General features: G+C 50.4%; 11 protein-coding genes and 1 pseudogene. 7 read left to right on the forward strand and 5 right to left on the reverse strand.

What is annotated here, in order from left to right:
- Positions 1–73: 73 nt before the first annotated feature.
- From HY272_03120 to HY272_03140, 5 genes are all read right to left on the reverse strand, one after another.
- Positions 74–352, reverse strand: coding sequence for a hypothetical protein (locus tag HY272_03120; protein ID MBI3771673.1), 279 nt, complete (start codon positions 350–352; stop codon positions 74–76).
- Positions 349–5,883 carry a VCBS repeat-containing protein gene (locus tag HY272_03125; protein ID MBI3771674.1) on the reverse strand — a complete coding sequence of 1,845 codons (5,535 nt, stop codon included), beginning with the start codon at positions 5,881–5,883 and terminating at the stop codon, positions 349–351. The genes HY272_03120 and HY272_03125 overlap by 4 nt, the downstream gene beginning before the upstream one ends.
- Positions 5,876–7,087 (reverse strand): hypothetical protein, encoded by a 1,212-nt coding sequence (locus HY272_03130; GenBank protein ID MBI3771675.1) that lies wholly within the window; start codon positions 7,085–7,087, stop codon positions 5,876–5,878. The genes HY272_03125 and HY272_03130 overlap by 8 nt, the downstream gene beginning before the upstream one ends.
- 695 nt (positions 7,088–7,782) lie before the next feature.
- Entirely contained in the window at positions 7,783–9,012 is a 1,230-nt protein-coding gene (locus tag HY272_03135; protein MBI3771676.1) for a HipA domain-containing protein, read from the reverse strand.
- Entirely contained in the window at positions 9,005–9,361 is a 357-nt protein-coding gene (locus HY272_03140; protein MBI3771677.1) for a helix-turn-helix transcriptional regulator, read from the reverse strand. Before HY272_03140 ends, HY272_03135 begins: the two co-directional genes overlap by 8 nt.
- Positions 9,362–10,213: 852 nt before the next feature.
- Between HY272_03140 and gspG the strand changes: the two genes are divergently transcribed.
- The 7 genes and pseudogenes from gspG to HY272_03175 all read left to right on the forward strand — a co-directional run bounded on the left by gspG (position 10,214) and on the right by HY272_03175 (position 15,946).
- On the forward strand, positions 10,214–10,633 hold the full coding sequence (gene gspG, locus HY272_03145; GenBank protein MBI3771678.1) for a type II secretion system major pseudopilin GspG: 420 nt from the start codon (positions 10,214–10,216) through the stop codon (positions 10,631–10,633).
- Positions 10,634–10,710: 77 nt separating this feature from the next.
- A pseudogene (locus HY272_03150) lies at positions 10,711–11,080 on the forward strand (endonuclease domain-containing protein).
- A 74-nt stretch (positions 11,081–11,154) separates the two neighbouring features.
- The gene (locus tag HY272_03155; GenBank protein ID MBI3771679.1) at positions 11,155–12,345 is read left to right on the forward strand and encodes a type II secretion system F family protein; all 1,191 of its coding nucleotides are present in this window, start codon (positions 11,155–11,157) and stop codon (positions 12,343–12,345) included.
- Positions 12,342–14,045, forward strand: a complete 1,704-nt coding sequence (locus tag HY272_03160; protein ID MBI3771680.1) for a type II/IV secretion system protein — start codon at positions 12,342–12,344, stop codon at positions 14,043–14,045. Before HY272_03155 ends, HY272_03160 begins: the two co-directional genes overlap by 4 nt.
- On the forward strand, positions 14,026–14,856 hold the full coding sequence (locus HY272_03165; GenBank protein MBI3771681.1) for a hypothetical protein: 831 nt from the start codon (positions 14,026–14,028) through the stop codon (positions 14,854–14,856). The genes HY272_03160 and HY272_03165 overlap by 20 nt, the downstream gene beginning before the upstream one ends.
- Complete coding sequence (locus tag HY272_03170; protein ID MBI3771682.1) at positions 14,853–15,395, forward strand: hypothetical protein; 543 nt, start codon at positions 14,853–14,855, stop codon at positions 15,393–15,395. Before HY272_03165 ends, HY272_03170 begins: the two co-directional genes overlap by 4 nt.
- 8 nt (positions 15,396–15,403) lie before the next feature.
- Positions 15,404–15,946 (forward strand): hypothetical protein, encoded by a 543-nt coding sequence (locus HY272_03175; protein ID MBI3771683.1) that lies wholly within the window; start codon positions 15,404–15,406, stop codon positions 15,944–15,946.
- Position 15,947 lies beyond the last annotated feature (1 nt).

Below are 15,947 nucleotides of genomic sequence, written 5' to 3' on the forward strand. Positions count from 1 at the left end.
GGCACTTAGATGCCGTTTTAGAAAGTGGGCGTCCATTCCATTACGTTACCGCGTTACAAACCAACGTTATGGGTTATGCATCATTTATCGCGTAAGAAATCAGTCTCTTGCAGATTTCCTCGTCTGAAGGCCGCTTGCCTAAACTAGATATCCATCCATCAACAAACTCCTTAGCAATAAAAACCTCTAAGAAATATACGTGTGAATTTTCATCCGCGGACATTGGCAAACTTCCATCATCGGGTTCTAACTCGATAGACACATTGGACGATAACTCCCACGGCGCTTGAGCATAAATGGTAAGATTTTCATCTAGTTTATCTAGAACTTTTATCGCATCAAGTAATGTCATTGTTTACCCCATATTGACCAACCACCTTTACCTTCTGGGTGTAATACATTCCAAAATGAACTGCCTGGCGTGTGCTGCTCTTTTGGTACCAATCTCATTACTCCAGACTCCTGTTCGTGGTGCCATGTAAAGTTTTCTGGTGGCTTGCGTGGAGCCAGCCCAGTTGAAGTCCGCGACAAATTCACGCCTGAATTCTGCATCATACTTGCAAATTCAGAATCCCCTTCCATTTGGCGCAGTAGATTTTCATTAGACTCCTGAAAATGCCGTTGCCGAGACACTCTGGGATATGAACTGGTCTTAAGTTCTGTTTCAAATAAAGTTGAATACGCTTTTGCTTCAACCGTTTCCGCTATCCGAGCCGCACGTCCAATCGGCAATACATTCATCAATAATGCCGGATCACCGCTTGTGAGATCGGAATACAATTTGTCAACATTATTCTTAAACACCTGACCAGTTACAACACGTTCAACATAATCATTGAATGCAATAACGGATTCCGGCGCCGCACTTGGCGATTCATGCGTCATCTGCTGATAATTTTGCTGCTGCGTAGCAAACTGAAAGACAATAGCCCCAGTATTTGGATTCCCCGTTTCCGAACCAACGCCATTGAACGGTTGCGTATTTGGCATATAGATCATCGGACTGGAACTGTAACCCGAGAGACTGATGTTGTTGGACCACGTACCCGCCATTTGAGTTACCGACGGCACATAATAATTATCGAAATTACCATTTAGGTACGGCACATGCCCCGTCGGATCCGTATAGGCAAACGGATTATTCCGCACATAGCTGTACCGATTCAGGTTCTGGGCATTGAACATGTCATCCATGACGGTGTCGGCGCTGACGAAGCGGCTGATGACGGGGTCATACAGGCGTGCGTTCATGTTGATGAGGCCGGATTCGGCGTCTGTCTCGTGGCCGGTGTAGCCGCGGCTGGTCATGCTGAGGCTAGGCGCGCCAGTGCCCCAGTTGCCGGGACGTGGGTCGCCGAATTCGTCAAAGCTGATGTCGCTGGCTTTGGCGCCGCTGGCATCGGTGATGACGTCGACTGAGCCGAGCATGTCGGTGTGGACGTTGTAGTAGGTCTTGGTGGCGCCGACCGTGTTGATCTGGGCGACGAGCCGATCTCCGGCGCTGATGAAGTAGCGGTGTTCGGTGGTGGCGCCGCTGACGGTTTTTTCATACAGCTTGCCGATGTAGGTGGTGACCTTGGCGCCGTTGTTGACGTTTTTGGTGAGGCGCTGATCATCGGGGTCGTAGGTGTAGCTGGTGCTGTTGCCGGTGGCGCTGATGGTGAGCGGTTTGTTGAAGTAGTTATAAGTATACGTGCGGCCGTTGCCGGTGAGTACGTTGCCGTTGGCATCATAGGTGTAGGTGGTACTTACACCACCGGCACTAATGTCGGCGTTACGTTTGTACATGCAAAGGACGTCGAGGACGTTCATCGCCGTGTCATTCTGGCAATTAACGCCACCGGTCGTGCTACGCTCCATAATCTGATTCACGGTATTCGTGATGTCGTTGTTACTATACGGCGCTACCGAGGCAACACTGATGCCGGTGACCGCATGCGCACCGGCCTTGGCGGTAAAATTGCCAGTGATAGGATCCTGACGGGTGTTAGCAGCACCATAGGTATAAGTGCCGACACCACTCTTGTACTTGATGTTGCCTTCGAGATCATATTCATAGCTGATCGCGGCGGCATTGCTGGGGATAACGCCCGTCAACCGATCGAGCGCATCGTAGCTATATATCTCCGAGACTCCGGCCAGGGTGTTGTTGCGTTTCCAGAGATTGCCCGACATGAAATAGGTATAGCCGAGATTTTGGAGGGCGTTAATGCCTTTGTTAGTAACGATGCTGGTCAGCTTCCCGGTGGCAGGATCGTAGCCACGGGTGCTGGCAACGCCACTGGTGCCCCAGTTTTCAGTGTTGACCTGATTGCGTTCGGTATAGGTATCGGCCTGCCACAGAAGTTTGCTGGTCGCTACCTCGGTGATGTTTTTCAACAAGCCATTGTTGTAATAGCCATACTTTACTTTAAGTGCTTCGGGAACACCTGTGAGGTATTCGAGCGTATCCACACGATCATTGGCGTCATCGTAGGCGGTGGTCACGATATAGTTGGTACCGTTATTGGTGGTGACGGTCGTTGGTCGCTTCTTGGCGTCATAGCCGTAGCTAACGGTGACACCGGCGCGCACAATACTGTCCAGCAAACCTTTACCGGCGGTATCGTAACTCCAGCTAGTGATGGCACCTGTTCCCACTTCTGTGCGCTTTTTCAGACGGCCAAGTTCGTCGTATTCATAGCCGGTGATTTGGCCTTTGGCGTCTTTTTGCCAAACGACTTCGCCAAAAGCATTGTAACGATAAAGCCAATTACCCAAATCAGGGTCGTTTTGGCTAAGTTTGTTGCCAAACACGTCATAACCCATGGTGCTGATGGCGCTGGCATCCGTTTTACCGAGTTCACCCTTGATTTGTGTCACCAGGCCGAATGGTTTGTAGGTGTAATGGGTCTGACCACCTTTGGCATCGGTAACGTCCACGACATTGCCTTGGCTGTCACGAAGGTATGTGGTGGCGGTACTCGGTTGATCCGTGGTGGTTCGATTTACAAGTGTCGTATAGCCAGCGTTCTGCCGTGTGGTGGTCACCACCAAACCGTTGGGAGAAGTTACGGTTTGCGGGCGTGAATACGCATCCAGATTCGTGTAGGTTGTCCATTGAGCCGCGGAAGTGGTATAGGGCTCAGAGACACGCGAGATAATGCCGGCTATCGTGTACTCAGTATCAACGTAGGTGTACGTGCCTGCCGCATTTTGCGTTGCGGTGCGTACCTCGTGACCCAGAGCATCGATTTGTTTAACCGTTATCCCTTGGCCTGGCACGGTAACCGTGACAACCATGCGGGCACTGGTGGCACATACCACACCTGTCGGACAGGTCGCACTGTACGTTGTGCTGGTTGTAATCGGACTGGTACTACCGCTATATCGCGTTTCGCCCGTCACCCGACCGAGCGCATCGTAACCCCATTTGGTTTTGATGAGGTCTGGCGTGGTGCGTTCATCGGGCACACCCCAGTAACCATCATATTGCATAGCATCGTCATGAGTCGTTGCACCCACGGTGGTTTTGGTCGTTTTGATCCAATAACGGGCGTTGTTTAAGCCCGTATAGTCGTACGACGTCGTACGCGTCTTATTTGTCCCAGTAGGCGTATTGCCACTCGCATCATAGCTGCCATCCCAACCCGTGGCCGTTTCATCTTTCACCATATTAAAATCGTGATAGGTGTACTGCTTTTTAAGCGTGAGCGGATCAGCGGAATTCGCTTGTTCCAGTGTCAAACGGCCCGCTGCGTCAAACTCGCGATGGGCACTGCTACTCCCTGAGCCACCCTCTGGCGTCACCTGGGTCGTGGTTACATCCTGCGTTTTCAGCAACCCGAGAACATTGGTTACCGTGTCAGCATGATAGGTATTACTAAAGGTTGTGGTACTCGTGTGCGCATCTTTAGTATTGGTCACATAAATCTTTTCTGGGTTGCCGTAGCTATCATACGGCACACCGTCTGCACTCGTATCTTGATACGTGGTGGTACGCGTATTAACAATCGCTGAGTTATCGTCATACTGATCTTCGGTATGAGAGGCCTCGTATATCATGCGATAGTTCTGATTCGGGGCTTGGTAGCTACCCCAAACGTATGCCGCCGATCTGAGTTTCTGGGTGGAAGTTCGCTTTTTCAACGACACCGAACTGATCTTACCGATATAGGGGTAATCTTGGCGGAAGGTAGTACTTTCATAGGTGCCACTACCGTTAAAATCTTCCCGCCCCATGAACCCAAAGCCCAGCCAGCCGCGCGTAAAGTCGATTTTGGCACCCGCGAAATTATAGCCATAGATACGGCTATTCTGAGCAGGACTGTTATCCTGCTCAGAATGCTGTGTCACTACATACATGGGCGGCGTCACATATCGCTGCGGATATGCTCCGACCACACCAAACTGGCCACCCATATATTTTGTGAGATTGGAATATGTTACTGTCGTTTTGAGATCAACCCCATTGCTAAATGATTCAACGAGACTGGGCATCAATGAACTACCGGTATACATCGTTCCTTGGCTAGGCGATGTAGCGGGCGCTGTTACGCTAAAGATATCTGTGATGCCATCGGCATTGTAATCCATTAGCTGGTTCCAAGCGCGGAAGCCTCCGACAGAGTCAACCGCGACTGCAGGACCATTGGAAATTGAAACTCGATTTTTGAACGTACCATCGCCCACGCCGTAGGCGACATACATGGTGGTACCGGTCACACTGACAATATCAACGAAGCCATCACCATCGATGTCGGCGAACTGGTTGTTATTAGTGAACCCCTTATAATTATCCAACTTATAACTTACTGCAGTACACCCTGAATCATCAAACCGATCTATCGTGGCAAGCGTTTGAAACGCAGTTTCATTACTCGGATTATCAACATGCGAATTGCATGTAGAACTTACATCGGCGGGAATGATATTCATACCCGCTAACTCAATGACGTTTATACTTTTTCCGACATTAACAAAGCCACCATCCCCAGTACCAATTGCTACATTAACATTATTATTAACGGTATAGTCATCTGTGTAATAATAGTAAACGCGGTTGGCAGGCACATAACTAAAGTTAGTACCATAATATTGTTGACATTTTGGATCGCTGCCGTAAGGCGAGCTTGCGTATTTATGGTTTATATCCTTCGTCGTAAAAGGAGTTCCATCTGGATTAGGGCATGCAAGATTATTAGCTCCATCAAAATAGAAATATTGTTTCTTAACAAAATGTGCGGAATTCGTCTTGGTGAAATCAGAGGCATCGAAGCCTATACTCACAATATCCAAAATGCCATCGCCGTTCACATCCACCATCTGATTGGTAAAGGTGGGATATTGCCCATTAGTGGCACCAATGTAATTAGACTTCGACAACAGCTGAGATCCCCCTTTCACACTAAATGAGCCATCTGGGCTAGCCATAACGACCTGAACTAATTGAGTTTTCGTCATTCGTATTACATCAACGAGTCCATCACCATTGGCGTCAGCAAACATGTTGTTGCTACGGAACCCCTCCGCTGAAGTAGTATCGTAGCTAGCCAATAGTGCCCCCTTGGGCTGGGCCGTGCCAAAACTAAAATTACCAGAACTAATTTGGCCATAACGAACACTAAAACTGGCCCCACTCACGTTCACGATGTCCATCAGGCCATCGCCATTCATGTCGATGAGCTGATTGGCATAACGAAAACCACGCGCATCTATTGCCGTGTCGCTGATAGTGAACGTTCCATTATAAACAAACTGAAAAAATGATGAGCCATTTCCATAATAAACCGCGGCACTACCCGTACTTGAAATCTTGAGAATATCGACTATTCCATCACCATTCAGATCAGCGATTTCATTCCACTTATCCAGCGTTTTGTCAGCGGACTCGATATTAAACACGCCTGCGCTTACCTGCCCCCCCCAACGTGCTCTTTGCCAAATAGACTGTTGCAGACCCGGCAGACGGATCGGCTGTAATCAGATCCACCCAACCATCGCCATTTACATCGATGTGTTTATTCAGATCGGCGTATGTCTTGCCTGATGCGGTCGCTACTGCCTGAGTACCAGCGCTCGCCATTGCAGGCGCTGCATTTGAGCTTGCCCGCCAGACAATTGAAATCGGTTTGGTCAAATTGACGCTGTCGGTTCCACCTTCATATACATTAGTTAGTCGCGAGCGGGCGGCGCCTGTGGTTTCATTTTCGTAATCAAGGTCATAGGAGCGAACAGTGGTACCGGAATACTTGGTGACCACTTTATCCAACAAGGCATTCGTCAGGACACTATAACCCGCCACATATTTGGTATTTTTATTGTCGGTACGCGTCTGATAGACAAACTCAACCGAGCGTAATACTGGGGTGAAACCTGAATATGGTGCTGCTGAATATTCGATTTTTGTTGGATAAAGCACGCCTGCGCCAAATGCTTGGGTGCTGTTGGGAATGTACGCTGAAGTCGTGGCATAGGTAACATTAAGGAAGTTGCCCGCAACATCATTTCCGCCTGCGTCTTTTCTTATATCTTGTTGCCTGTTGAGGCCCCAGGTCAGCGCCGAAGTCCCCATGAGTATTTTTGAATTTGAGGTGTTTCCTGATGTATTTCCATACTCGAGAATCTGCGCTGATTTGGTCCACACTTTGAAGTAATCAGGATTAATTGCTGTGCTGGTTCCTGAGCCCGTAAAGTAGGCACGGATACGCGAGAAGGAATCAATCTCGGTACGATATTCGTTGTAGCCTGTTCCTGTTGCAGATTTAATCAGCCGTTGCCCATCCAGACAAAAACGCTCGGCAGTTAAATCAATACCACTGCGGGCACCATCGACTGCGATGGTGCCCGGGCAGCGGGAGATTGCTGAAAGCCCGGACAGCGACCAGCCCACCCCGAGCAGACCATTACCTTGCTGGCTGTTATAAATAATGGCAAGTTTGGGTTCTATACCGTTGAAACCTGGCGGAACCTGGATTGGGATTGTGTAGGTAGCCGAGCCATTTGCATTGACTGCGAAGCTTGCGGGAGTGGCTCCATCCATTGCTGCTTGCGCCAGGCTGGCAAGAATAGACAGTCCAATGAACAACAGGCTTTTACGTGCAAACATCCTTGATCCCCACTCTTGATTGTTATTTTTAGAGGCGGGCCTAAGCGGTTTAGGTACCTGCACTCCATTATTGAATTCTAATATTCCAACTACTTGACCTTGATTTCTAACAAGGCCACCGATTTTCAGACAAAAAATTTTACAGCGCACAAGCACGCGCTATGAGCTGCCGCCTCACGGCGACAACATCTAAGTTATTGATTAATCATTTATGGAGATATGTGGCAGACCCTCATCCGCCCTAATCCGATCTCTCATTGTTTTTCTTTTTCAAAACCAAGCCTAATGACGCCTTTGCTTGATTCCTCACTTTGATGACAGACCATGACACTCAATAGTTAAGCGGCTCTGCCAACTTATAAACATGTATTTAATCTTCGCCTTTTCGGCTTATTTTGGTGCCATGTTGAAAGGTCATGGCATAATAAACACAATTAGGATACGGCTGCAATAGAGGCCAAAAAATAATTTGGGGCGGGCGGGGTTGCGCGTCTGTTTTAGTGACGATAGCTGCTGAGAATGATCAAGTTCTCTTCATGCACTTCATCTGCAAAACATTCACTGTGATCGGCATCAATCAATACACATACCGATACCAACATTTCAAACCAAACCTCCCGCCACATCGCCAGCTATATCAAAATTAGTCACAATGTTGGGCTTCATTTCATTCAGCCCAACGAACTTTCAAGTCTTTACAATTCTCTGACAAGCGCGATTTTGGCCAGATGTGTGTCGATCGCTTCGATCATGAATGTACTTAGCGGCAGGTGTCCACGTTCTCGTGGCCAGGATTCCATGAATCGCTCGACCGTCTCCTTGGCCACATTTAGTACCAGTCGTTCGGGCAGACGCGCCTTGGCGGCCAGTAAGGCGAGCGTGTCGCGGGAAAGCTCTGACATTTTCTTTGTTCTCACAAGACTCAAGGCCATGCTGTCGTCATTGATCCAGGCAATAGTCGAGACAAAATCGTAAGCGGGCGACAGTGCCGCATGGCGTTTGCCGGGGTAGATCAGGCTCCAGTTTTTGAGATGCATGTCCGCATTGCCGATCAGGACACTGAAGATCAAGCGCCGGATAAACTCGGCGATACCCTCATTCCCGATCTCCGCCCATATCACTTCGGCGATATTGCGATAGCTCGCACGTTCGTATTTTCTTTCAGGATACACGCTAAAGATCTGCGCAAAATCCTCCATGTGAATCATGCCCTCCGCGGTGCGATCAAACCGCTTAACGGCGAGCGCGGAACCCTTTATCCGGCCTATGCCTTCGGGCAGGCCAGCGATATCTCTGAGTTCAACAAGCTTGACCTCGGGCACGTTGATGCCGATCCGGTGCGCCAATGTCATCATCGCAAATTCGTTTTCCGGCACGCCCTCGAACTTTAGGGAAGGAAGTTTGACGATCCAGTCGCCACCCACTCCCTGCGCCGGAATGGTAAGCCCTCCGGCTGCCCCCATGACTGCGGAGAACTTGAGCTGCACGCCAGCCAGTGAAAAACGGAGCGCTGCTTGCGTGGCGTCATCGAACTGGTCTTTGCGATCATCCCCGCCTGCGGCAGGCGACACGCTCTGCCCCTGCAGCGGCCGAATAGTCAGCCCGCCGGGCAGATCGTGACCCAGCGCCCATAGCAGGAAAAATTCTCTCTTTTCATTTACCCCGGCGCGGCGTGCCAAGTAGTCACGCATCGCGCCCTCGGGCAGCAGATTTGCGAAAAAGGGTGGCAGCCGTGTTTGAGTAGGGCGGATGTCAGTGATCAGGCCGCCCATCTGATCTTTGAAGGAGAGGCTGAGTGTCGGACGCTCCGGATCTTCGATATAGCCGGGATCGAATGCAAACAAAATGCGGTCACCGGGTAATCGGGTAAGCGTGCCGATCACATTGCCGTGCAGCAAAACCTCAAGGGCAATGATCTCAGACATCGTCGGCCTTATCCTCTTCGTCCAAACGATATGCGGGCAACGCCGGAGAACTTTCTTTTTCTTCTCCAGCCAGCATGCCGCTGCTCCCAGCGGCACCCTGCGCGAGCGTCTGGTTCACCAGTACGCCGACGGCAGGCACCAGCTGGCGCGGCACGAGCATGAGGTCAAGATCCAACGCTCGTGCAATATCGAGCAAACTGGAAAGACGCACGTCCACCGCTCCATTTTCAATTCTGGACAAGCGCCCCTGCGGCACACCGATCTCAGCGCTAAATGCCCGTTGGCTTAGGCCTTTTTGCTCACGGGCTACTTTGAGAACGGCCAGCAGGGGCTGAATGGAATACTCCATGAGTAATATCTTATAAGTAATCAGATTTAATTAGTGATATCGTATTAGATATCGGCTAATTTGTCAAGAAAATGATACTTAATAGGGTATCGTTCATAGTGCATGATACCTTTTAAGCAATAACATTCCTACCCCCCCGTTTTCTCAAAACTAGCTAGGCTGATCAAGCCCCTGACGGCGAATGAAAGCAGCCCCGGTTTAACAAGAAGCGAACAGCCACACGTTTGCTGACGCAGGAAGGATCAGGCCATTGAAAATGGCTCTTCGTTTTTAGTGGGACGCATCAACCTCAGCCAGGGTCAGTTAAAAAAGCTTTTGATTCCTTCTCCCTCAGAGAAGGTTAGGATGAGGGGCTCCCCCTCACCCCAGCCCTCTCCCTGAGGGAGAGGGGGAAATTAGCGGCATTTGCGAAAAAGGCACCCAATTAATTTTGAGCAGCATTTCAATTTTGAGATAGGTTCTAGTTAAGTTTCTTTTGTTTTTTGCGTTAAGCACCATGCTACAATACACACAATAAAAAAGCGGCTGCGATAGCGGCTAAAAAACAATTTCGAGGGGAGTGGTTCTTTAATTAGTTTGGCAGCGAGCAATGCCCGGCTTTTTTCGTTCAGCCAGCCAATCCGTCGTGCATAAAATATTTGATCGTACATTCAGGGAATACGCAGCTATAGAACAAAATTCTCGCTTTGGTTTCCATCGCCCGCTGCGCCTCCCAAGCAGTAAAAGGGTTACAACAATAATGATTAGCAGCCTGCTGGAAAGTGATTTGAGTCCCTACTCTCTCAGGGTGTTTTTCAACAAGCCATTATAGAAGATTATTAACTAAAATTTAATTTGTCCCGGGATATCAAGATGACGTTTGAAGTTCGCAAAACCTCCGGCTTTACTCTGTTGGAGCTGCTGGTGGTAATGGTGATTATCGGTTTGCTTGCTGGATATGTAGCACCGAAATATTTTGCTCAAGTGGGAAAATCAGAAACCAAGGCAGCGCGGGCGCAGATTGATGCGCTGGAAAAAGCACTGGATCAATATCGGCTTGATACTGGCCATTACCCGACTACCGAACAAAGCCTGACGGCTTTATTTACCAAGCCGGATAACGATCCGCGCTGGGCGGGGCCGTATTTGAAAAAGGCTGCGCCACCTGATCCGTGGGGAAAAGCTTACCTCTATAAACAGCCGGGCGATCATGGGGAGTTTGATTTGTATTCGTATGGCAAAGATGGCTTGCCGGGTGGCGATGGCGACAATGCTGATGTTGTGAATTGGTAGTTATTAATGGCTTGTCGAAAAAGCGATTTTAGTCCCTTCTCCCTTCGGGAGAAGGTTAGGATGAGGGGATCGAAATTATGAAACAGCTCGCTCAAGCTATGCGCCGTCAGGCCACTGATGCTGAGCGAATGTTATGGCAGCACTTGCGTTCACGTAACTTGGCGGGATTCAAATTTAGGCGCCAGGTAGTGATTGAGCCGTACATTGTGGACTTTGTATGTTTTGAAGCCAAGTTGATCATAGAAGCCGATGGATGGTGGGCAACATATTCTAACAGTAGCCAAAGATGCGAGTCGCACTCGTGATCTTGAAAAAATGGGCTATCGAGTTCTGCGATTCTGGGATCATGAAATTTTGAATAAGCTAGATGTTGTACTGGAACAAGTATACCGATGTTTAAACACCCCTCACCCCAACCCTCTTCCTGAGGGAGAGGGAGTTGTGTAGATATTTATCCTTTGAGGGGACGGTGATATGCAACAAACTGGCAGAAATTTGATTGTTGAGATGGGCTTTAAACAATGCAGTTTGAAATAAAAGGCTTGCTGGCTGACGGCAAGATTGCCGTGATCAATCTGGAAGCTGCCAGCCAAGCTGAAGCGCGAACGCGGGCGGAGGCCGATGGTTATACGGTGCTGAGAGTTTCTTCTGCGCGCTTTCAATGGGGGCCGTTGTGGCATCGTAAAGCGAGTTTTTCGTTGCCGCTGTTCAGTCAGGAGTTGCTGGCCTTGCTGCGCGCGGGCTTGAGCTTGATCGAGGCGATGGAGGCATTGAACGAGAAAGAACAGCGCTCTGAAGTTCAGCAGGTGATTGGTACGGTGCTGGCTTATTTGCAGGAGGGGCTGACACTTTCGGTGGCGCTGGAGCGTTTGCCGTCGGTGTTTCCGCCTTTATATGTGGCTTCTGTGCGGGCCAGCGAGAAGACGGGCAATTTAACGGAGGCGCTTGAGCGTTACATTGCTTATTACGCGCAGCTGGACACGATTAAGAAAAAAATCGTCAACGCGTCTATTTATCCCGTGCTGTTGCTGATGGTGGGTGGCTTGGTGATTGTGTTTTTGCTCGGCTATGTGGTGCCAAAGTTCAGCGCCATTTATGCCGACTCTGGCCAGGATCTACCGTGGATGTCGCAATTGCTGGTGGATTGGGGGCTGCTGCTGACGGAACATGGTGTGATGCTCCTGACGGTGCTGGCATTGGGATTGGGTGCGGTTGGTTATGGGCTGAGTCAGGCGAGCGTGCGCAAACGTTTGATTGATATTGCCTGGCGATTGCCGAACATCGGTGAGCGATTGCGGGTTTATCAGTTGGCGCGGTTTTATCGCGCACTGGGGATGCTGTTGAGCAGCGGGATTCCGATTGTGCCGGCGGTGACGATGGTTGCGGGCCTGCTGCCGCCGGAGTTGCGCGTGAAATTGGAACATGCCTTGCTCAAGATCGAACAAGGAACGGCCATCTCCCGGGCGCTTGAAGCGCATGAGCTGACGACGCCGATTGCGGCGCGCATGCTGCGCGTGGGGGAACGCACCGGCAATATGGGTGAGATGATGGAACGCATCGCGCTCTTTTACGACGATGAGATGGGGCGCTGGGTGGACTGGTTTACCCGAATGTTTGAGCCGGTGTTGATGACGGTGATCGGTTTGGTGATTGGGATCATTGTGATTTTGATGTATTTGCCTATTTTTGAATTAGCTTCGAGCATCCAATGACCGCGACTACTGCCATTACGCCCATCAGCCGGGCAGAAATTTCCGAGCACTTGATTCATCAAGTCCGCGAGCAGGCGCGGGGCAATGATCGGCGCATGATCACGCTGTTGGAAGAACGGTCTAGCCTGTCGCCGGAGGCGTTTACTTCGACATTGGGACGGAGTTTTCACTACCCTACCCTGTCGATGGATGCGTTGCATGCGCTGACCGCCGCCTTTGATATCATCGCCTTCCCTGAAGCCTTGCGGCGTGAGTGCCTAGCCTTTCGTGATGCCAATAATGCTGAGTTAATTGTTTTTGCCGACCCCTTTGATCATGCGCTGCAACAATGGGTTGAGGATAGTTTTCCGGCGCGGATGACGCGGCATTTGGCGCATCATGCCGATATTGCGGCGTTTCTGGCGCGCCATGAAGAAACCCTGAAGGCGATGGATACGGTATTATCGGACCACGCTGATGATGCCATCGTCATTGCGAATGATGAAGATGATTTGTCATTGAAATCGATCTCGGGCGACACCAGTCCGGTGGTCAAACTGGTGCACTCTACGCTGTATGATGGTTTACGGCTGGGTGTCAGCGATATTCATCTTGAAACTACTCACCATGGGTTGACGGTGAAATATCGTTTGGATGGCGTCTTAAACACCGTGAGCTCGGTACCGGGGACAGATTTTGCCGAACAGGTGATTTCTCGCATTAAGGTGATGTCAGAGCTGGACATCACCGAACGGCGTGTGCCGCAGGATGGACGTTTTAAGGTGACGGTGCGCGGCCAGGAAATTGATTTTCGCGTTTCGATCATGCCTTCCATTTTTGGCGAAGATGCGGTGATTCGTATTCTTGACCGGCGCAATATCGCGGGTCAGTTGTCTGGTTTCCGTCTCGACCATCTCGGTTTCGATGATCATTCGATTAGCGCCTTCCGTCATATGGCGGCGGCGCCGTATGGCATGGTGCTGGTCACCGGCCCTACCGGCAGCGGCAAGACGACAACGCTCTACGGTGCGATTAGTGAGATCAATCATGGGCAGGATAAGATCGTGACGATTGAAGATCCGGTCGAATACCAGCTCAAGGGTGTGTTGCAGATTCCAGTCAATGAGAAAAAAGGGCTGACCTTTGCCCGCGGTTTGCGCTCGATTCTGCGCCATGACCCGGACAAGATCATGGTGGGTGAGATTCGTGACCCGGAAACAGCTCAAATTGCGGTGCAAGCGGCGCTGACGGGCCATTTGGTATTAACGACGGTGCATGCCAACAATGTGTTCGATGTGATCGGGCGCTTTATGCACATGGGCATTGATCCTTACAGCCTGGTTTCAGCATTGAATGGCATCATGGCGCAGCGTTTGGTGCGCATGATTTGCCCGCACTGCGCGGTGGATGACGCCCCTGACGATGCCCTGTTGCTACATTCAGGCATCAACCCGGCTGAGCGGGCGAATTTTAAATTCAAGCTAGGGCGTGGCTGTGGTCATTGTCTGGGCACAGGTTATAAGGGCCGCAAAGCGGTGGGTGAAATTTTATTGCTGAATGATGATATTCGCGAACGTATCATCGGCCGCGATTCGATTCGCCGCATCAAGGAGGCCGCCCGCGAAGCCGGAACGCGTTACTTGCGGGAAAATGCCCTCGCTCTTGTTGCCCGAGGCGAATCCACTTTGCAGGAGATCAACCGTGTTACGTTGGTCAACTAGCGAATTGCGTGTTGCGTTAAGCCCTGACCGGATCACGTTTTGCCGGCGGCGCTCGTTACGGCAGCGTGCTGTTACCCCGGAAACCATTGTTTGCTCTTCCTTGAGCACGGATCAGCGGCCATGGGCGGGCGCGATTGCTGCACTCGTCGAACTACTGGCCGATGCCCGTCAGCGACAAACCTGTCTGCATGTGATTCTTTCCAACCACTTTGTGCGTTATCTTGCGCTTTCGTTGCCAGTGGAACTCACTCAGCGCGATGAAATTGATGCCTATGTGCGCCACCAGTTTTCCGTAGTCTATGGCAATACAAGCAGCGCATTGGATATTCGCTGGACCCGCTCTGGTAACCAACAGCAAGTGATTGTCTGCGGCATTCGCAGTGAGTTAATACGTGAGATAAATGCGCTCGCTACCAACAATAATTTGCGCCTTGTTTCCATTGAACCGCTACTGATCGCTGCATTTAACCATTGGCGCAACCACCTTAAAGCAGACTGCTGGTTTGCGACGTATGAAAATCAGCGGCTGTGTCTAGCGGCGATTTCAAAGGGCAATATTCAGGCGCTGCGCACGGTGGCGATAGACAGTGAGCGCTTGACGAATCTAGGCGCCATTTTTGAGCGTAGCCGTCTTGGTCTGGATGGCGCGCCATCCACTAACGATATCTTCTTGCATGATGCCGATGGCTTACCGTCATCCTCTATCACCAATAACCAATGGCAGATCAAAACACTGGCACCTGCAAGCATTAATCATTCCGATTCCCACCGGCTAGCCATGGCTGGCAACATGATGCTGTGTCTGTTATGACATTACGTGCCTTACGGATCAATTACGCCACTGACGCCATGCAGCCGACGCAGGTGGGCATGCTGACGCTGGCCATCGGCGCTATTTTTGCCCTTTCAGTGTCTATCTATTTGGTTCATCTTTCACGCGAGGTGACTTCATGGGAAGCGCGACTTGAGTCTGCTTCTTATCGCAAGGATTCGTTAGCCAATACCAAGCACCTCGATCCAGCACAAGAAAAACAGCTGGCACATGAACTGGGTCGCGCCAATGAGATGGTGGCTCAGCTTTCCATGCCCTGGAATGACATTTTTTCCGCAATCGAATCCGCACAGACAAAATCGATGGCGCTATTATCAGTTGAGCCTGACTCGGACAAGGGCTCGGTATTAATCACTGCGGAAGCTGCCACGCTGAATGATGTACTGCATTATGCACGACGACTGAAAAATACCGAATTATTCACCGACGCATATCTTACCGATCACACCATTGTGACTGCTCACCCTGAGCGCCCGGTACGCTTTTCGGTGGCCACGACATGGGCACAGAAAAAATGAGCTTGAGTATGTTATCTCGTGATTCTCAATTATTAAATGACCTGGGCAAGACTGGCCTGGTGGGGATTGGTCTGTTGATATACACGGCCTCGGCCTTTTTCGGCTACGGATTCTCGCAGATGGATCGCCTGGACGAAATCAAGCAGCTCACCCACCAGGCCGAATCGGGCTTAAATAATAATACGCGTCTGCGGCAAGGTTCTGCGCCCACGACAAGCGCCGAACTTGCGCTTTATTATCGCTATTTTGACCGCAAACAAGACAGTTTGGACTGGTTGGAAAAACTCTATCAAATCGCAGCTGCCGAGAACGTTATCCTGCCACGAGGTGCCTATAAGAACATTACAAATCAGGCTGACAAGCTTTATCGTTATGAAGTGACCTTGCCTGCGACAGGCTCCTACGTTCAGCTACGGCGATTTATTGCGCGAGCCACCAAGGAAATTCCGATTATGGCGATTGATGGCGTCAGTTTTAAACGTGACTCCATCGAAAGCCCGAATGTGGAAGCTCAAATCCGGCTGGCATTTCTTCTTCCTGGAGGACGGTAAC

Source organism: Gammaproteobacteria bacterium, from assembly GCA_016200485.1.
Taxonomy (GTDB): domain Bacteria; phylum Pseudomonadota; class Gammaproteobacteria; order Tenderiales; family Tenderiaceae; genus JACQEP01.

Excerpts from the sequence above, each read along its gene's own strand:
- HY272_03120 (MBI3771673.1), bottom strand. The coding sequence starts at position 352 with ATGACATTACTTGATGCGATAAAAGTTCTAGATAAACTAGATGAAAAT.
- HY272_03130 (MBI3771675.1), bottom strand. The coding sequence starts at position 7,087 with ATGTTTGCACGTAAAAGCCTGTTGTTCATTGGACTGTCTATTCTTGCC.
- HY272_03135 (MBI3771676.1), bottom strand. The coding sequence starts at position 9,012 with ATGTCTGAGATCATTGCCCTTGAGGTTTTGCTGCACGGCAATGTGATC.
- HY272_03140 (MBI3771677.1), bottom strand. The coding sequence starts at position 9,361 with ATGGAGTATTCCATTCAGCCCCTGCTGGCCGTTCTCAAAGTAGCCCGT.
- gspG (MBI3771678.1), top strand. The coding sequence starts at position 10,214 with ATGACGTTTGAAGTTCGCAAAACCTCCGGCTTTACTCTGTTGGAGCTG.
- HY272_03155 (MBI3771679.1), top strand. The coding sequence starts at position 11,155 with ATGCAGTTTGAAATAAAAGGCTTGCTGGCTGACGGCAAGATTGCCGTG.
- HY272_03160 (MBI3771680.1), top strand. The coding sequence starts at position 12,342 with ATGACCGCGACTACTGCCATTACGCCCATCAGCCGGGCAGAAATTTCC.
- HY272_03170 (MBI3771682.1), top strand. The coding sequence starts at position 14,853 with ATGACATTACGTGCCTTACGGATCAATTACGCCACTGACGCCATGCAG.
- HY272_03175 (MBI3771683.1), top strand. The coding sequence starts at position 15,404 with ATGTTATCTCGTGATTCTCAATTATTAAATGACCTGGGCAAGACTGGC.